Source organism: Gymnodinialimonas mytili (genome assembly GCF_037544085.1).
Lineage (GTDB): Bacteria > Pseudomonadota > Alphaproteobacteria > Rhodobacterales > Rhodobacteraceae > Gymnodinialimonas > Gymnodinialimonas mytili.
This window is the reverse complement of sequence record NZ_JBBIFW010000001.1, coordinates 547,971-564,583: the sequence shown is the minus strand read 5'-3', so window position 1 is coordinate 564,583 and position 16,613 is coordinate 547,971. Positions and strand designations below refer to the sequence as shown.

Annotated in this window: 18 protein-coding genes; 12 read left to right on the top strand and 6 right to left on the bottom strand. The window is 58.5% G+C overall.

Translation table 11 applies throughout. The annotated features are described in order from the left end of the window. The first annotated feature begins 21 nt into the window (after positions 1-21). The 7 genes from glpD to V8J82_RS02655 all read left to right on the top strand — a co-directional run bounded on the left by glpD (position 22) and on the right by V8J82_RS02655 (position 7,639). Positions 22-1,632 (top strand): glycerol-3-phosphate dehydrogenase, encoded by a 1,611-nt coding sequence (glpD, locus tag V8J82_RS02685; protein ID WP_339971881.1) that lies wholly within the window; start codon positions 22-24, stop codon positions 1,630-1,632. Next, positions 1,629-2,729 carry an ABC transporter ATP-binding protein gene (locus V8J82_RS02680; RefSeq protein WP_339971879.1) on the top strand — a complete coding sequence of 367 codons (1,101 nt, stop codon included), beginning with the start codon at positions 1,629-1,631 and terminating at the stop codon, positions 2,727-2,729. Before glpD ends, V8J82_RS02680 begins: the two co-directional genes overlap by 4 nt. Before the next feature lie 10 nt (positions 2,730-2,739). After that, a complete protein-coding gene (locus tag V8J82_RS02675) occupies positions 2,740-3,828 on the top strand; it encodes an ABC transporter ATP-binding protein (protein ID WP_339971877.1) in 1,089 nt (362 codons plus the stop codon). Further along, the gene (locus tag V8J82_RS02670) at positions 3,825-4,697 is read left to right on the top strand and encodes a carbohydrate ABC transporter permease (RefSeq protein ID WP_339971875.1); all 873 of its coding nucleotides are present in this window, start codon (positions 3,825-3,827) and stop codon (positions 4,695-4,697) included. The genes V8J82_RS02675 and V8J82_RS02670 overlap by 4 nt, the downstream gene beginning before the upstream one ends. A 71-nt stretch (positions 4,698-4,768) precedes the next feature. Further along, positions 4,769-5,545: a carbohydrate ABC transporter permease gene (locus tag V8J82_RS02665; RefSeq protein WP_439650044.1), complete on the top strand. Its 777-nt coding sequence runs from the start codon at positions 4,769-4,771 to the stop codon at positions 5,543-5,545. Between the two features lie 26 nt (positions 5,546-5,571). Continuing rightward, positions 5,572-5,844: a DUF2160 domain-containing protein gene (locus V8J82_RS02660; RefSeq protein WP_339974495.1), complete on the top strand. Its 273-nt coding sequence runs from the start codon at positions 5,572-5,574 to the stop codon at positions 5,842-5,844. Positions 5,845-5,929: 85 nt separating this feature from the next. Beyond that, positions 5,930-7,639 carry an ABC transporter substrate-binding protein gene (locus V8J82_RS02655; RefSeq protein WP_339971871.1) on the top strand — a complete coding sequence of 570 codons (1,710 nt, stop codon included), beginning with the start codon at positions 5,930-5,932 and terminating at the stop codon, positions 7,637-7,639. Between the two features lie 132 nt (positions 7,640-7,771). On the opposite strand, the gene V8J82_RS02650 is transcribed toward V8J82_RS02655, so the two are convergent. From V8J82_RS02650 to V8J82_RS02635, 4 genes are read right to left on the bottom strand one after another with little or no spacing between them, the layout of a single operon-like run. Further along, entirely contained in the window at positions 7,772-9,265 is a 1,494-nt protein-coding gene (locus V8J82_RS02650) for a phospholipase D family protein (RefSeq protein WP_339971869.1), read from the bottom strand. A gap of 13 nt (positions 9,266-9,278) precedes the next feature. Beyond that, on the bottom strand, positions 9,279-11,060 hold the full coding sequence (locus V8J82_RS02645) for a sensor histidine kinase (RefSeq protein WP_339971867.1): 1,782 nt from the start codon (positions 11,058-11,060) through the stop codon (positions 9,279-9,281). Next, positions 11,060-11,608 carry an RNA polymerase sigma factor gene (locus V8J82_RS02640; protein ID WP_339971865.1) on the bottom strand — a complete coding sequence of 183 codons (549 nt, stop codon included), beginning with the start codon at positions 11,606-11,608 and terminating at the stop codon, positions 11,060-11,062. The genes V8J82_RS02645 and V8J82_RS02640 overlap by 1 nt, the downstream gene beginning before the upstream one ends. After that, a complete protein-coding gene (locus tag V8J82_RS02635) occupies positions 11,598-11,771 on the bottom strand; it encodes a NepR family anti-sigma factor (protein WP_339971863.1) in 174 nt (57 codons plus the stop codon). Before V8J82_RS02635 ends, V8J82_RS02640 begins: the two co-directional genes overlap by 11 nt. A gap of 90 nt (positions 11,772-11,861) precedes the next feature. Between V8J82_RS02635 and V8J82_RS02630 the strand changes: the two genes are divergently transcribed. The 3 genes from V8J82_RS02630 (at position 11,862) to V8J82_RS02620 (ending at position 13,320) form a co-directional block, all read left to right on the top strand. Further along, positions 11,862-12,689 (top strand): response regulator, encoded by an 828-nt coding sequence (locus tag V8J82_RS02630; RefSeq protein ID WP_339971861.1) that lies wholly within the window; start codon positions 11,862-11,864, stop codon positions 12,687-12,689. Between the two features lie 242 nt (positions 12,690-12,931). Next, positions 12,932-13,108 (top strand): hypothetical protein, encoded by a 177-nt coding sequence (locus tag V8J82_RS02625; protein WP_339971859.1) that lies wholly within the window; start codon positions 12,932-12,934, stop codon positions 13,106-13,108. Then, complete coding sequence (locus V8J82_RS02620; protein WP_339971855.1) at positions 13,108-13,320, top strand: hypervirulence associated TUDOR domain-containing protein; 213 nt, start codon at positions 13,108-13,110, stop codon at positions 13,318-13,320. The genes V8J82_RS02625 and V8J82_RS02620 overlap by 1 nt, the downstream gene beginning before the upstream one ends. A 42-nt stretch (positions 13,321-13,362) precedes the next feature. Here V8J82_RS02620 and V8J82_RS02615 read toward each other — a convergent pair whose 3' ends face one another. Then, positions 13,363-14,091 carry a Crp/Fnr family transcriptional regulator gene (locus V8J82_RS02615; RefSeq protein WP_339971853.1) on the bottom strand — a complete coding sequence of 243 codons (729 nt, stop codon included), beginning with the start codon at positions 14,089-14,091 and terminating at the stop codon, positions 13,363-13,365. Positions 14,092-14,204: 113 nt separating this feature from the next. Between V8J82_RS02615 and V8J82_RS02610 the strand changes: the two genes are divergently transcribed. Continuing rightward, positions 14,205-14,558 carry a hypothetical protein gene (locus tag V8J82_RS02610; protein ID WP_339971850.1) on the top strand — a complete coding sequence of 118 codons (354 nt, stop codon included), beginning with the start codon at positions 14,205-14,207 and terminating at the stop codon, positions 14,556-14,558. 63 nt (positions 14,559-14,621) lie between these two features. Continuing rightward, positions 14,622-14,795 carry a DUF1328 domain-containing protein gene (locus V8J82_RS02605; protein ID WP_339971848.1) on the top strand — a complete coding sequence of 58 codons (174 nt, stop codon included), beginning with the start codon at positions 14,622-14,624 and terminating at the stop codon, positions 14,793-14,795. A 488-nt stretch (positions 14,796-15,283) separates the two neighbouring features. On the opposite strand, the gene V8J82_RS02600 is transcribed toward V8J82_RS02605, so the two are convergent. After that, entirely contained in the window at positions 15,284-16,612 is a 1,329-nt protein-coding gene (locus V8J82_RS02600) for an HlyD family type I secretion periplasmic adaptor subunit (RefSeq protein ID WP_339971846.1), read from the bottom strand. Position 16,613 lies beyond the last annotated feature (1 nt).

The window sequence follows — 16,613 nt, the reverse complement described above, 5'->3', positions numbered from 1 at the left end:
CTATTGGAACTCGGCCAGACCATGGCTGATCCGCTTGACGTGTTTATCGTCGGGGGCGGGATCAATGGGTGCGGGATCGCACGGGATGCGGCCGGGCGCGGCTACAGCGTGGCCCTGGCCGAAATGAATGACTTCGCCTCCGCAACATCCAGTGGCTCCACGAAGCTGTTTCATGGCGGTCTTCGCTATCTGGAGTTCTTCGAATTTAGGTTGGTGCGCGAGGCGCTGATCGAACGAGAAATCCTGCTGAAGGCAATGCCGCATATCGCATGGCCGATGCGCTTTGTGTTGCCGTATCATCGTGACATGCGCTTCGACAGCGACACGCCGACCTCGCGCTTGCTCAACGTCATCATGCCTTGGATGCGGGGCCGTCGTCCCGCATGGCTGATCCGCCTTGGGCTGTTTCTGTATGATCATATGGGGGGGCGCCAGATCCTCCCCGCGACCGCGTCGCTTGATCTGCGGATGGCGGTCGAGGGGCAGGGGCTCGCCCGCAAATTCGAACGCGCCTTTGAATACTCGGATTGCTGGGTGGAGGATGCGCGCCTTGTTATTCTAAACGCGCGCGATGCGGAGGCGCGTGGGGCGATGATTCTGCCGCGCACCCAGGTTCTCCGCGCCGAGCGGGCCGAGGGGCTCTGGCGCGTGGAAACATTGGAGGCTGCGACGGGTGCAAAACGCACACATTTTGCTCGCGCGCTGGTGAATGCAGCAGGTCCCTGGGTCAGCGATGTCGTGAACCGGGTTGTCGGATCAAATTCCGATGCCAAGGTGCGCTTGGTGCGCGGATCCCATATCGTGACACGCCGTCTGTTTGACCACGACAAATGCTATTTCTTCCAGGGCACCGATGGGCGGATCATCTTCGCGATCCCGTATGAAACGAATTTTACGTTGATCGGCACCACCGATGCTGACCATCCTGACCCAACGCAGTCTCCGACCTGCACCCCGGTGGAGCGAGACTATCTGTTAGACTTCGTCAACCAATATCTGCGCGATCCAATCGATGTGGATGACATCGTCTGGACCTATTCCGGGGTGCGTCCGCTTTACGATGATGGCGCCTCAACCGCGACCGCTGCGACACGTGACTACGTTCTCAAGTTGGATGCGGAGCGCGGCGCGCCGGTATTGAACGTGTTTGGCGGCAAGATCACCACATACCGGAAACTGGCCGAATCCGCCCTGCTCGAACTGGACGGGTATTTCAAAGATAAATCCGGCCCGTGGACTGCTGGTGTCCCGCTGCCGGGCGGTGATTTTGCAGTGTCGGACGTGGACAAACTGACCCTAGACTTGGCGACAGCCTATCCATTTCTCGATCCGGCATGGTGTCTGCGCATGATCCGCGCCTACGGCACCGAGGCGCAGCAGGTTCTCGGCGATGCGCACACGCGGGAAGATTTGGGTCTGGATTTCGGGGCAACACTGACCGAGCGTGAGGTGGGGTGGATGATCGCCCATGAATATGCGCAAACCGCCGAAGACATCATCTGGCGGCGCAGCAAGCTTGGCTTGCATATGACACCCGAGCAGATCGCGGCACTTGAGACATGGATGACACACGCACCCGGTGCTGCGCATACTGAGACTCGCCAGCCGGTGGCTGCAGGAGGATTGCGATGAGCCTGAGATTAGAGGGCGCCTCGAAACTCGTCGGGGCAGAGACCCATATCCATCCGACCCATCTAGAACTTGCGGGCGGCACGATGAACGTGCTGCTGGGGCCCACTTTGTCGGGCAAGACCAGCCTGATGCGGCTGATGGCGGGGCTCGACAAACCCACCAGCGGCAAAGTCTTTTGGAACGGTGAGGACGTGACCGGCATGCGGGTTCAGGACCGCAAGGTTGCGATGGTCTATCAGCAATTCATCAATTACCCGTCGATGAGCGTTTACGACAATATCGCCTCGCCCCTTCGGATCGTCGGCGCCTCTGCGCAAGAGATCGACAAGGCGGTGCGCGACACGGCTGAGATGCTGAAATTGACCCCGATGTTGGATCGCAAGCCGCTGGAATTGTCGGGTGGTCAGCAGCAGCGCTGCGCGCTCGCGCGGGCCCTGGTGAAGAACGCGGGGCTGGTATTGCTGGACGAGCCGCTGGCGAACCTGGACTACAAGTTGCGAGAGGAATTGCGCATCGAAATCCCGCGGATCTTCGAGGAATCCGGCGCGGTCTTCGTCTATGCGACGACCGAACCCGAAGAGGCGCTGCTTCTGGGGGGCAACACCGCGACCTTGTGGGAGGGGCGGGTGACGCAATTCGGGCCGACCTCAACCGTTTATCGCACGCCCGTGGATATGACGACGGCGCGCGTGTTCTCAGATCCGCCAATGAATTTCCTGAAGATTCGCAAATCAGGCGACCGAATTCACTTTGGCGACGGCCAGGCCGCGGCGGCAAATGGCGGCTTCGGCGCGTTGAGCGATGGCGACTATGTTGCCGGATTCCGGCCCAACCACCTGGAATTGGAACGCCATGCTGCCTCGGCAATGGAGTTTCAGGCCCGCCTGATCGTGACCGAATTGACCGGCTCGGAAACATTCGTTCATCTTGATCACCATGGCGAACGCTGGGTGGGCCTTGTCCATGGCATTCGAGATCTGGAGATCGGCACAACGCTGCGCACCTATCTCGATCCCGCCCATGTCTACATTTTTGCGGAAGATGGGCAATTGGTGGCCCCGGCGACCTACGCAACCGCCAATGCGGATGCGGCGTAAGGATAGCACAATGGCACAAATCACCCTCAGTAACCTGGCCCATTCCTACTTGCCCAACCCATCGGGCGAGGAGGACTACGCTCTAAAAGAGCTGAACCACGTCTGGAACGATGGCGAAGCTTACGCCCTTCTGGGGTCCTCGGGATGCGGCAAGTCCACCTTGCTCAACATCATCTCGGGGCTGCTGCATCCGTCTCGCGGGCGGATCCTGTTCGGAGACCGCGATGTGACCGACGCGCCAACCGCCGAGCGCAACATCGCACAGGTGTTCCAGTTCCCGGTTGTCTACGACACGATGAGCGTGCGCGATAATCTCGCCTTTCCGCTGCGCAATCGCGGGGCCGATCCCAGCTATGTCGCGCAGCGGGTGCAGGACATTGCCAAGATGATCGGCATGGAAGATCAGTTGAACCGCCGTGCGCGGGGTCTGACCGCCGATGCGAAACAAAAGATTTCTTTGGGCCGCGGGATGGTGCGCGAAGACGTCAACGCGCTGCTCTTTGATGAGCCGCTGACCGTCATCGACCCCCACATGAAGTGGGAACTGCGCACGCAGTTGAAGGAGTTGCATCACCAATTCGGCCACACGATGATCTATGTGACCCACGACCAGACCGAGGCGCTGACCTTCGCCGATAAGGTCGTCGTCATGTATGATGGCCGTGTGGTGCAGATCGGCACTCCCGAAGAGCTGTTCCAGCGGCCTGAACATACCTTTGTCGGCTATTTTATTGGCTCGCCCGGTATGAACCTGCTCGACGCTTCGGTCGATGGTACCACCGCGCAGGTCGCCGGGCACGAGGTGTTTCTGGGCAAAAGCTATGGCGATCTCAGCGGCAAGATCGAGATCGGCATCCGTCCCGAATATGTCACCCTGTCCGCCGATGGCGCGGGTCTGCCCGCCAAGATCCGCCGCATCGAAGATGTGGGTCGCCACAAGATCGTCCGGCTTGAACTGGAAGGCACCAAGATGGACGCCATCGTGCCCGAGGGCGCTTCGATCCCCGCCGATGGTGTGATGGCGCGGTTCGATCCTGCCGGGATCAATGTCTACGCAGATGATTGGCGCGTGGCGCCCAGGGGGGAGGTCGCGGCATGAACAAGACAGTCAACCAAAAGGCGTGGTTTCTGATCTTGCCTGTGCTGGTACTGGTTGCCTTCTCGGCAATCATCCCGCTGATGACGGTGGTCAATTACTCCGTCCAGGACACGTTCGGAAACAATGTCTTCTTTCCCGTCGGGCTGGAATGGTTTTCCGATGTGCTGAATTCCGACCGGCTTTGGGGCTCGCTCCGTCGGCAGTTGATTTTCTCGGCCATTATCTTGGCCATCCAGATTCCGCTGGGGATCATCATCGCGCTGAACATGCCAAAAAAGGGCGTCTGGGTCTCGGTTTGTCTGGTGTTGATGTCGCTGCCGCTGCTGATCCCGTGGAACGTGGTCGGCACGATCTGGCAGATCTTCGGGCGCGCCGATATCGGCCTGTTGGGCTATACCCTGTCTGAGCTTGGGATCGACTACAATTACACCCAGGATTGGCTAGATGCCTGGATCACGCTGGTGGTGATGGATGTCTGGCATTGGACCTCGCTTGTGGCGCTGCTGGCCTATGCCGGTCTGCAATCGATCCCGGATGCCTACTACCAGGCCGCCAAGATCGACCAAGCGAGCCGTTGGAAAGTGTTCCGCTATATCGAGCTGCCGAAGATGCAGGGTGTGTTGATGATCGCGATCCTGCTGCGTTTCATGGACAGCTTCATGATCTATACCGAGCCCTTCGTGGTCACTGGCGGTGGCCCGGGCAGCGCCACCAATTTCCTTTCGATCGACCTGGTGAATATGGCGATCAACCAGTTCAACCTAGGCCCCGCAGCCGCTTATTCGATCATGTATTACCTTGTCATCCTGTTGATTTGCTACGTGTTCTACACGGTGATGACCAACCTCGAAAAACGGGATGGCATGTGATGTCGACACTGACCACGGACAGCGATTTCACCGCGAAGCGCGGCATTCGGATCAACAAGCGCGCCATCGTGATGGCTCTGTATCTGATCTTCCTGATGCTGCCGATCTACTGGCTCTTGAACATGAGCCTGAAGACCAATGCCGAGATCCTGGGCGGCATTACCCTTTGGCCTCGAAACATCACATTCGAGAATTATCGGACCATCCTGACCGACCCGAGCTGGTACAGCGGCTACATCAACTCGATCATCTATGTGACATTGAACACGGTTATCTCGATCGCAGTGGCGCTGCCCGCCGCCTACGCCTTCAGCCGCTACAGCTTTATGGGCGACAAACACCTATTCTTCTGGTTGCTGACCAATCGCATGTCGCCGCCCGCGGTTTTCGCATTGCCGTTTTTCCAACTCTATTCGTCGGTTGGTCTGTTCGACACGCATATCGCGGTCGCCCTGGCGCATTGCCTGTTCAACGTGCCGCTTGCGGTGTGGATTCTGGAAGGCTTCATGCGCGGTGTCCCGAAGGAAATCGACGAGACCGCTTACATCGACGGCTATAGCTTTGGACGGTTCTTCACCAAGATCTTCATGCCGTTGATCGCCTCTGGCATCGGCGTGGCCGCGTTCTTCTGCTTCATGTTCTCATGGGTGGAATTGTTGTTGTCACGCACCCTGACAGCGACTGAAGCCAAGCCGATTGCGGCCACCATGACCCGCACCGTTGGGGCATCAGGCGTGGATTGGGGATTGTTGGCCGCCGCGGGAGTTCTGACGATCATCCCGGGCGCCTTGGTCATCTATTTTGTACGCAACTACATCGCCAAGGGCTTCGCCCTGGGCCGCGTGTAACAGCCGCCGAAAGGAGAACAGACATGTTGGACTGGATGGCATGGACAACCGGAACGGCGATTTTCTTCGCTGTCATCGCGACCATCTTGGCCGTGATGAGCTTTCTGGCAATCAGATATCCGGAGACGCCGCGCGCTGGCATTCTCCGCATTGAAACGACCCGTGGTGACCGCCTGTTCATCACGCTTCTGGGCTCGGCCTTCATCAACCTGATTTGGTTGGGCCTGGAGGTCGGACCGCAGCCCTACGCGCTGCTCGTATGCCTTGCCTATGGCGCAGCGGTGTTCCGCTGGGTGTGAGCGAGGGGAGGAAAAGCTTGGACGCCCGGCCTGCTGCGCCGGACGGCCATGACGAAAACCTGTTTCGATCCAAAGGGAGGAACCTATGAAACGGACACTCACATCAACCTCGGTGCTGGCGATGGCCCTGTCGCTCGCCTCGGCGCCGGCATTCGCCGACATGGACGCGGCGGTGGCGTTCCTGGATGAGCATATCGAGCATTCCGCGCTGACCCGCGAAGAGCAGGAAGCCGAGATGCAGTGGTTCATCGATGCGGCTGAACCTTTCCAGGGCATGGAAATCCGCGTTGTGTCGGAAACCATCACCACCCACGAATACGAGGCCAACGTTCTGGCCCCGGCCTTCACTGCGATCACCGGGATTGAAATCACCCACGATCTGATCGGCGAAGGCGATGTGGTGGAGCGTCTGCAAACGCAAATGCAGACCGGCGAAAATATCTATGACGCCTACGTCAATGACAGCGATCTGATCGGCACCCACTGGCGTTATCAGCAGGTGCGCAACCTGACAGATTGGATGGCGGGTGAGGGCGCTGAGGTCACGAACCCCAACCTCAACCTCGACGATTTCATCGGCACGCAGTTCACCACTGGCCCCGATGGGCTTTTGTACCAACTGCCCGATCAGCAATTCGCGAACCTGTATTGGTTCCGCTACGATTGGTTCACCGATCCCGACATCATGGCCGCGTTTGAGGAAGAATACGGCTATACTCTGGGTGTCCCGGTGAACTGGTCGGCCTATGAAGATATCGCTGAATTCTTCACAGGACGTGAGATCGATGGCCAAACCGTCTATGGCCACATGGATTATGGTCGTCGCGATCCGTCGCTGGGTTGGCGTTTCACCGATGCGTGGATGTCGATGGCCGGTATGGGTGATGTAGGTGAACCGAACGGCCTGCCGGTCGATGAATGGGGCATCCGCGTTAACGAAAACAGCCAGCCGGTGGGGTCCTGCGTGGCGCGCGGCGGCGCGACCAACAGCCCGGCAGCGGTCTATGCCATCGAAAGCTACACCAATTGGCTGACCAATTTCGCTCCGCCGGAAGCGGCTGGCATGAACTTCTCCGAAGCTGGTCCGATCCCGGCCCAGGGCGCGATCGCGCAGCAGATGTTCTGGTACACCGCCTTCACCGCTGACATGGTTGGTGACGGTGCCTCGGCGGTTCTCAACGACGACGGCACGCCGCGTTGGCGCATGGCGCCCAGCCCCCATGGTGTCTACTGGCGGGAAGGTCAGAAGATTGGCTACCAGGACGCCGGATCTTGGACACTGATGCAATCCACACCTGTGGATCGCGCCCAGGCGGCGTGGCTTTATGCCCAATTCGTGACCTCGATGACGGTGGATGTGCAGCGCTCGCATGAAGGTCTGACCTTCATCCGGGAATCGACCATCAACCATGACAGCTTCACCGAACGGGCGCCCAATCTGGGTGGTTTGATCGAGTTCTACCGCTCGCCAGCCCGCGTTCAATGGTCGCCCACCGGGACCAACGTGCCCGACTACCCGCGTCTGGCACCGCTTTGGTGGCAGAATATCGGCGATGCATCTTCGGGAGCCCTGTCCGCCCAGGAAGCGCTCGACAATCTCTGTGCCCAGCAAGAGGCCGTTCTGGCCCGTCTGGAACGCGCCGGGGTCCAGGGTGAGATCGGCCCGGTTCTGAATGAGGAAATGGATCCCGAATTCTGGCTGTCGCAAGAGGGCTCACCCCAAGCGGCACTGGAAAACGAGGACGAAGAGCCGGTCACGATCAGCTATGATGAGCTGATCCAATCTTGGCAGTAACCTAACCTCCCTGTCAGGGCATATGCGCTGACGCTGGCCGGGGCCTTCGGGTCCCGGCTTTTTTGTGCGGAGTGGCATGTGGGTCGGACATGCGCCCACGCAATGGGACGTCTGCGTTGGGCGGATTGCAGGCTAAACCAATGCGTCAGGCACGCCGGGCAAAGGTGCCGCCAGCTCGATGTCGCGCCCGCGCGGATAGGGGAGCAGGAAATGCGTCCGGTCATGTGGCGCAGTCACCATGTTGCGGGCGATATCCCCGTTTAGCCATTCGATGTAGGCCAATTGATCTTCCAACGGATCGATGGGAATGGACCCGAGCCAATGCTCCAAGGCTCTGTTCCAGAAATCGCGCAGATGCTCGGGCCGCGTCACATGCAGACCCGCCTCGGTATCCCACTTCATGCTGCGACCGTTCAGATTTGCCGAGGAAATCACGCCTTCCGTCAGCCCGAACAATGACAATTTGGAATGCACATAGATGATAGGCGCGCCGTAGAGCTGCGCGTTGTCACTCAACTCGTCGGGCGCCGCGACGGGACGGGCAGGTGCAGCCAGCGCCAGGCGCTGCCCAAATGCCTCCGAGATCGTGTCGATGCAATCCATCTGTAGCTGTGCGCCCAGCTGGGCGTCTTCTTTGTCATTGTCCTCGAAGGCCACATCTTCCGGTGCCGCAGGCAGCACCATCGTGCAGGTTAATCCAGATCGCCTTGTGGCCGCCTCGGCCAGCGCATCTGCTAGGGGCCGGTGCCGGAAGAACTGGGTCTCCAAATAGATCGGCCCTTCACTCGCCTCGATTGCCGCCAGATGAGCCGCTTCGATCTCGGTTATCTCTGGCTTCGGCGATATATGGACCAAGCCCGCTTTGCGTTTTCCCGAAAGCGTCCTGAGAAATCCCGGCGCAGCCTCTGGCGCTGATCGCTCGCCCGCGGTGACCTGCCGGAACGTTTCCAAATGGCGCAGTGCGGCGTGAACCACTGGCCCGGTCGACAGCGTATGAATGTCTTGCCAGGTCTGATCGGCCGGGCGGTCGTGATCTTTCGTGTCGAACCGCCGCTCGTTCAGATCCAGCCCACCCAGATAGAGGATGCGATCATCGATCACCGCCAGTTTCTGGTGGTGTGTGGCGGGGACCAGCGGCAGATCCAGCTGGTCCTTGCGCTCCTCCAGACCCGGGGTCAGGGGGTCCGGCTCCCGATCTGCCAATTCCTTTCGGGCTTTGGCCTGGAATGCCAACCGCGGCAGCAGGCCGACACGGGCGGGATGCATCGCAATCGTCCAATGTATCCGGGCACCATGCGACAGCTCGTCCAGGGCCGCAAATTGGCGCGCACTGGACCAGCTGCGCCTGTGATCGGGCGTCGCCGCGATCGGATCGAAATCGGCAACTGTCAGATCGAATGTGACGCCCCGGTTCAACGCATCAAGGATCAGATCGAACCAGGTTTCCCCTACCTCTTGCGCCGCCGCGCTGTGCAAACGCGTGCGCAGATCAAAGACCCGGAAACACCCGACAAAGCTGCGTGTCGCATTGAGTACCTGCGTTTCGAGGGCAAGAAATGCCTCTTCCGCCGTCAACAGGATTTCGAGGCTTTCGATTGCCTCATCCTTCGTCTCAAGGGGCGTCATATCTGGCTCCGTTTCAGCTGGCACGGGGCAGGGCGACGTTGGTGTCATCGTCATCCTCGTCTTCCAGATCGTCTTGGTTTTCGTCCTCGTCTGCGGTCAGGATCAGATCGGAACACATGACGCGCACGCGATAAAGTGTCTGACCTGAATCGATCTCGATTTCGGCGTTAAGCTGCGAAACGAAGGCTTCGATCAGATGTGCACCCAGCCCGGTTCCATCCAAGGCATGTTGATCCTGGACGGGCGTGCCGATGCTGTTTTCCAGCTGCAAGACAAGGTCGTCATCCACCCGCTTGAACGCGATCCGGATAAACGCTGTACCGTCTTCGTGCCGCCCAACATATTTCACCGCATTGGTGGTCAGTTCACTGGCCAACAGCGTCAGCGGCACGGCCTGATCGGGATCCAGCTCGATTGGATCGAAATCCATGTCCGTCGTCACCTGCATCCCGGCGGGCAACCCGATATTCAGCGTATTCTGCAGAACATCGCGCAAAAGGTTGTCCGCGCGGACCCGCGCCAAAGTGTTTCCCGCATAAAGCGCCTTGTGGATCGAGGACAGGCCCATCACACGGTCTTGCATACGCTTCAGAATGCGGCGGGCATTGCCCTCGGGCACTGAGCGTATCTGGATATTGATCATCGACGCGATCATCTGAAGGTTGTTTTTCACCCGATGGTGAACCTCGCGCAGCAACAGCTCTTTCTCGTCCAACGCCTCGGCCAAATCCGCACGATCACCCAAGATACGGTCGACCATGCGGTTGTAGGTCTCGGCGATCTCTGCGATTTCTGGCGGCGCCTCTTTGAGCATTGCGAAACTGTCATCAGGCTGATCCACGGAAAACCCTGACATCCGATCTCTCAACAGGTTGAGATGACGCAAGACCAGCCGGTCAATTGCAAAGATGCCAACGCCCAGTGCGATCAACCACATCAAAATCGGAAACAAAGGGGCCGTGGTGCCGAACAAATTGACGGCAAAGGCCTGGTTGCCGCCATCCCAAACGCCGACAACGTAAACACGATCTTCGATCAGCGGTACCAAAACGACCTGTGCGAATTGCCCGTCAAGCAGCCTGACATCTCGGGTGTGGCCACCATCGGTGATCGTTAACGCGGATGGCACGAGATCGAGGTGCTCGATTTCCTCAACTTCTGATGACGCGGCAAGCACTCGGCCATCGGCGTCCAGCAACGCCAATCGGATCCCGTCAAACTCCTCGTTGATCAGGGTGCTGATCAACGCGCCGGGCAGCGACGCCGAAGATGCGCCGACCAGAATGCCCGTATCGGGATCGTAAATTGGAACCGAGACGACCAGGACAGCTTGACCAGAGGCCGCGCCATTGGCGTTGTAGTTCACCATCGGGCGCGGATCCGCGATGAAGCTTTCCCATTCGCGCTGACCGGCGAAGTCGACCTCAGCGCGCGCTGACGAGCAGCGCATCACGCCATCGGTATCGATGAACCCGGCAAAAACAATACTATCATTGGCGGCGGTGAAGCTGGCCATGGCATTCTCGCAGGCTGCCGTCCCTGAGCCAACCGACCATGCGGTGGCCCCCAGCGCCTCCGCCGAGCCATAAGCGCGGCGCAGCAAGGCCCGTTCTGCCCCGACGGCTCGCAAAGTGCGCGACAGGATATAACTGCGCTCAAGCCGTTCGGCTTCTGCGACCACTGCTGCGGTCTGCACCACCGCGACCACACCCAATGGAAGCACACCGATGCTCAGCAGCAGTGCCAGCCGCATCCATAAAGGTGTGAGACCCTGCCACGGGCGGCGCCTCTTCATCACGCAGCAGGCCGTCCCGTGACAACGGCGAGTGTCGCTTGATCTGTCATTTCGAGGGGCTCACCTTCGTCCAGATGCATCAAATCAGCCAGGCGTTTGCGTCCACGGTTCGCGCGGCTCTTGACCGTACCGACGGCGCAATCGCACATTTCAGCGGCCTCTTCATACGAGAAGCCGGAGGCACCGACCAGCAGAAGCGCCTCACGCTGCTCAGCAGGTAATTGAGCGAACGCGTCGTTGAAATCCTGCATCACCAGGCGCCCATCATGGGCCGGTTTTTCAGACAATTGCTCTGCCATGACGCCATCCACATCCGCGACCTCGCGGCTGCGTTTGCGCTGAACGGAATAGAATGTGTTACGTAAAATGGTGAACAGCCAGGCCCGCATGTTGGTGCCCGCCTGAAACTTATCGATATTCGACCAAGCCTTCACAACCGTGTCCTGCACCAAGTCATCCGCCGCTGACGCATTCCGCGTCAAGGAGCGGGCGAAGGCCCGCAGCGATGGCAGATGGTCAACGATCTCATCACGCGGATCAGCTGTCATTGGCCGGATCCTTATCGCCGGTTTTCAGCTGTGCCAGCAGATCCTTGAACCGCTCAGGCAGATCTTCCTTGAGGGTTTCGTCATAGACGCGGCGCAAGTTCTCGTCGATCTGACGGTCAACGGCGTCCCTTTGCTCGGTGGATTTTTTTGATGTCTGTTCCATGTACCGTACGAAGTTAAAAAAAGATTGCTGGGTGTGGAACTAACTAGAGCGGGAAAGGTTCCATACAAAACGTCGGACAGGAGACAATAAATGAATCAGCCGGAAAACGCATCGGATTTGAGCGCGATTGTAACCGCTGAGCTGCCATTTCTGAGGCGGTATGCGCGCGCATTGACTGGCGCACAAGACAGCGGTGATCGGTACGCGATGGCGACTTTGGAGGCGATCGTCGCCGACCGTGAACTCATTCAAAACGCGTCGACGCCGAAGGTCGCCCTCTTCCAAACCTTTCACCGGATTTGGTCGAGCGCCGGCGGCGCGATCGAACAGGGGAGCGATCTTGATGATCTGCTCGAATCCCGTGCCCAGTGGCGCTTGCGTCATCTGACCCAAAACTCGCGTGAAGTTTTGCTTCTGCGCAGTGTCGAAAATTTCGGCTTTGATGCGATCGCCCAAATCATCGAATTGCCGCAATCCGAGATCGAAGAGCTTTACCACCGTGCCATGTCCGACATGGGCGATGTCGTCTCCGGTCAGGTGCTCATCATTGAGGACGAAGGCATCATCGCGATGGATCTGCGATCGATCGTGACCGAGATGGGCCACAGCGTGACAGGTGTCGCGCGGACCCGTGACGAGGCGATCGCGAAAGGCACAGCGCAGGCGCCGGATTTGATCCTGGCGGATATTCAATTGGCTGATAAATCCTCCGGGATCGATGCTGTGAATGCGCTGCTCGAGGAACTGGGGGATCGCCCGGTGATCTTCATTACGGCCTTCCCAGAGCGGCTGTTGACAGGTGACCGGCCCGAGCCAGCCTTCCTGATCACCAAACCGTATTCGGAAGATCAGGTGCGGGCCGCAGTGAGCCAGGCCATGTTTTTTGCGACCACCGAACAGATGGACGTGGCGATCTGAACGTAAATTTGTGCATCGGCGTCGTTGGGCGCCGATGCACAACAGCCGCCGCATCGATCTGCGCAAGTATATATGCGTTCGATTGCTCGCCGGTTCGCGGATGCGAGCAAGGTCGTTGATCAAGCGTGCTGCCCCGATGCCCGCACACCCAGATCGCCGGTTCTGATCCTTCTGCCGCTGATCGCAGCGGAACCGGACCCTGAGTCAGGCGTTAATCTTCATATGGAATAAAGGAGTTTGGCATGTCAGCCCCCGATACAAATGTGAAAAAACAAGCCCGCCGCCACAGCCCGTCGCTCTATGGCATCACGCTTGCCCTCGCCGTTGCCGTGATTGCTGTGGTGATCTTTTCGGTGTGGAATGACAGCTTGGCGCCTGCGGACGAGGCCGCGCCTGCCACGGTGGTGGAGGACTCCTGATGGGCTTCCATGTTGGCGACAAGGTGAGTTGGAATTGGGGTTCCGGTACTGGCGAAGGTGAGATCACGGAACGCTTTGAAACCGACGTTGAACGCACTTTGGATGGCACCAAAGTCAAACGCAACGCGAGCCAAGATGAGCCCGCTTTTTTGATCACGCAGGAGGACGGCGCGAAGGTGCTGAAATCCTGTACCGAATTAACTTCAGCTTAACATAACTGAAAAAGCCCGGCTCCCATGGCCGGGCTTTTCGTTTCAGATCAACGGTCTGCGCTGAGGTGGTTCGATATTCAGCGCCGAAAGCTCTTCAAGCGCTGCTGGGTCGTGGATCGACAAGGTGCCGTCCTGCAGCGACAAGATCTGCCGCCCGCGCAATTTCATCAACGTCTTGTTGGTATGGACAAGCGAAAGGCCCAGAATGTCTGCCAGATCCTGCTGTCGGTAAGGGAAGGGGCAGCGTTCGCCGTCGGTGAGGCCCAGGCTTTCACAACGCAGATAAAACCGCATCAGACCCCAGCTCATCCGCTCTATCGCGCTCATTTGACCCAGCGATGCCAATGCCTCGCCGAGGAAATGCTCCTCCATGGCTGCGGCCCATGTGAGGTCAAAAGCGCGCTCAGGCTGCTGCTTATACAGCGACCACAGCGAAGTCCGATCAAAGACGCACAGGGTCATCTGCGTCGTTGCCTCGACGGAATGTTTCATCTCACCCATAAGGCCAGCTTGCAAACCGATGAAGTCACCCGGCAGGACAAAATTCACAACCTGACGGCGGCCATCCGGCAGTGTTTTGTAACGTAGGCCCATCCCGTTCAACGCTGTGAACAATTGCGGGCTGTTCGACCCTTCGCTCAGAACCGGTGTCTGCGCATCGATCTTGAGTTCGCCGTGTTTGAAGCGTTGCATATAAGCAAGCTCGTCTTCGCTGAGTTGCGTGAAAACGTCCAGTTTGCGCAGTGGGCAATTCTTACAATTCGTAACCATCTTTCCCTACGTCAGCTATGTCACAGTTAAATGCGCCCAGCTTGTATCTGTGGCATCCCGGTTCAACGAACGACGCGCTCAACGGTTCCGTTTCGAGCATGTGGGATGTGATGATGGATACACTTACAAGCTGGACACGCGAGCGATCGGTCGTTGTCCACCCCAACCTTTTGGTGGCCGAGGACTTGCGGCAATTGTTGCTGTCCGAAGGCGCCGCAAGTGTGGTCACGGCGGTAGATCTGGATCAAATCGCGGCAGGATCCGATGCCATCGCATTTATCGAGGGCAATGTTGCGCGGCTCATCGAGCTTGAGGCGGTTCAAAACTGGCTTCAATTTGGCACGCCAATCGTCGTCCTGACCGATGGCAGTCCTCAGATCGATCTGCCTCCGGGGATCTACAGCCTCGAACAGCCGTTTCGATCGGAGCAGGTTCAGGCCCTTTTGCAGCAAAAGGTGGTTTTCTAAGACGGTTGGAACCTTCTGCTCCCGTATGTGTTCATTTCTCAGACACAGAATTGGAGATGAATCATGCTTGGTTGGGCACTTACATTTTTGGTCATCGCGTTGATCGCAGCGCTTTTCGGCTTCGGCGGCATCGCAAGTGCGTCTGCTGGGATCGCGCAGATCCTGTTCTTCATCTTTGTCGTCTTGTTCGTTGTCACACTGATTGCCCGTGCGATCCGTGGAACGTCGTCGCGATAGATCTGCGCGATTTGGACGAATATAGACGCTTTGATCGTCGTGCTGAAGCGAGGGTTTGGGTCCGATGTGTCGACAAGACTTTGGGTCCACTCAGTCACTGTGATTTGTAGCTTTCGACAGCGACGAGGGTGATTGGCACTGCCGCGTTTTAGCGGCGGTCAACGAGCTAGGGCGATGGTCCCTTATTCCTTGAACGAAGTATTTGATTTTTCCACGTGAGTTAGATCTTTTGAGCACCGCATTCGGATCCTAGCTTTACCACGGGAAAATGCATTCCAACTCCATTGCTTGCGTTACGCGTTAGCTGAGCAGGCGGGACTGCCTCCAACTGACATCGCGCCAAACGTTGGTGATTTGGTCCGCGTGATGGCTACCTAAGAACGTCGACCTTTGTTATCTGGCAACAGATCGATCGGTGCCAGCTTCGCAAAATAATGAACAGATCGGAGCGCGGAGTTCTGAATGGCCTCAGCGTGAAGTCACCGCGCTTACCGTTCGATGAAAGAGCGCTGTAATGTGGATTGAATGGGTCTCAACAGGTAAGACAGCAATGTTTGCTCACCGGTCTGGATCTCGGCCACCGCGTTCATCCCGGCGATCAAAGGGCGCTCGAAATGTCCTGTCCCGATCATGTTCGTCTGGAGGGCGATCGACGCGCGAAAGAGCGCGGCTCCGGTCTGTTCATCGATGATGGGAACCGGCGAGATGGATGCGATTGTTCCATCCACACGTCCGTATCGACGCGGGTCAAACGTATCGATGCTGATCGAAACTGTATCACCGGCGCCAACATGGCCGATATCCGTATTTGGAATGCGTGCTTCGACGATCAGCGTTTCCTGCAGCGGCAAAAGCTCGAATATCGTTTCGCCGGGTGCAATAACCTCTCCAACGTTCGGGAATGCGACCGCCTGTACGATGCCGCTGGCGGGTGCATCGATCTGCAGGCTCTGCAACCGATCCAAGGCAATGCCTTGGGTCGCCCGCAATTCCGCCTGCATCTGCGTGACGTTGGCCAGTTCCGACAACATCTGCTCGCGCAATGCGAGCGCGGCCTGATGCATTTCCGCAATGGCCAAGGTCAATGCGCTGCGCGCCTGGGTCAATCGAACGGCCGCATCGCTTGCCGCGATGCGAAACGCGTCGGCTTGATCTTCGGCGTCGCGGAGTTCTGGCTGGGTGATAACCCCGCGCGTCAGTAAGCTGCGCAAACCATCCAACCGACCATCGACGCGGACCACACGCTCAAGCGCGAGTGCCTCGGCTTGCTCCAAGATGGCGATCGTGTCCCGTTGCTGTTGTATGGTTGTCAATTGTATCCGCTGAGTGTCGGCAAACACGTCCAAAGCAGCCGCGGCTTGTGATAGTCCAGCCCGCGTGAGGGCATTGATATCGGACGGCTCGATGGTCCCCCCACGCTCGAGAAGGGACAGGATGGCCTGAGCATTGGCACTGCGGGTCGCCAGCGCATCAAGTTGTTCGGTCAGCGTCGCGATTTCGCGGTTGAGGTTGGGGTTTTCGAGGGCAATCAAACTGTCCCCAGCCTCCACAATCGCGCCGTCACGCACGTGGACGCTATCCACGATGCCACCCTCCATGGTTTCGATCTGCGTGTAATTGTCGACCGGCACCAACGTGCCCGTGGCGCGCGTGATCTGGGGAACGATCGTGTGGCTTGCCAAGATGATCAACCCGCCGACCAGCGCCGAAAGGTTCAACGCAAGAAACGCAGCCAGGCGCGGCCCCCGTTTCTTCTGATGCCGTTGGGCTTTCGCAATGGGCCCGCGCAGGGCCCGTTCAGTCAAAGAATGGCTCATC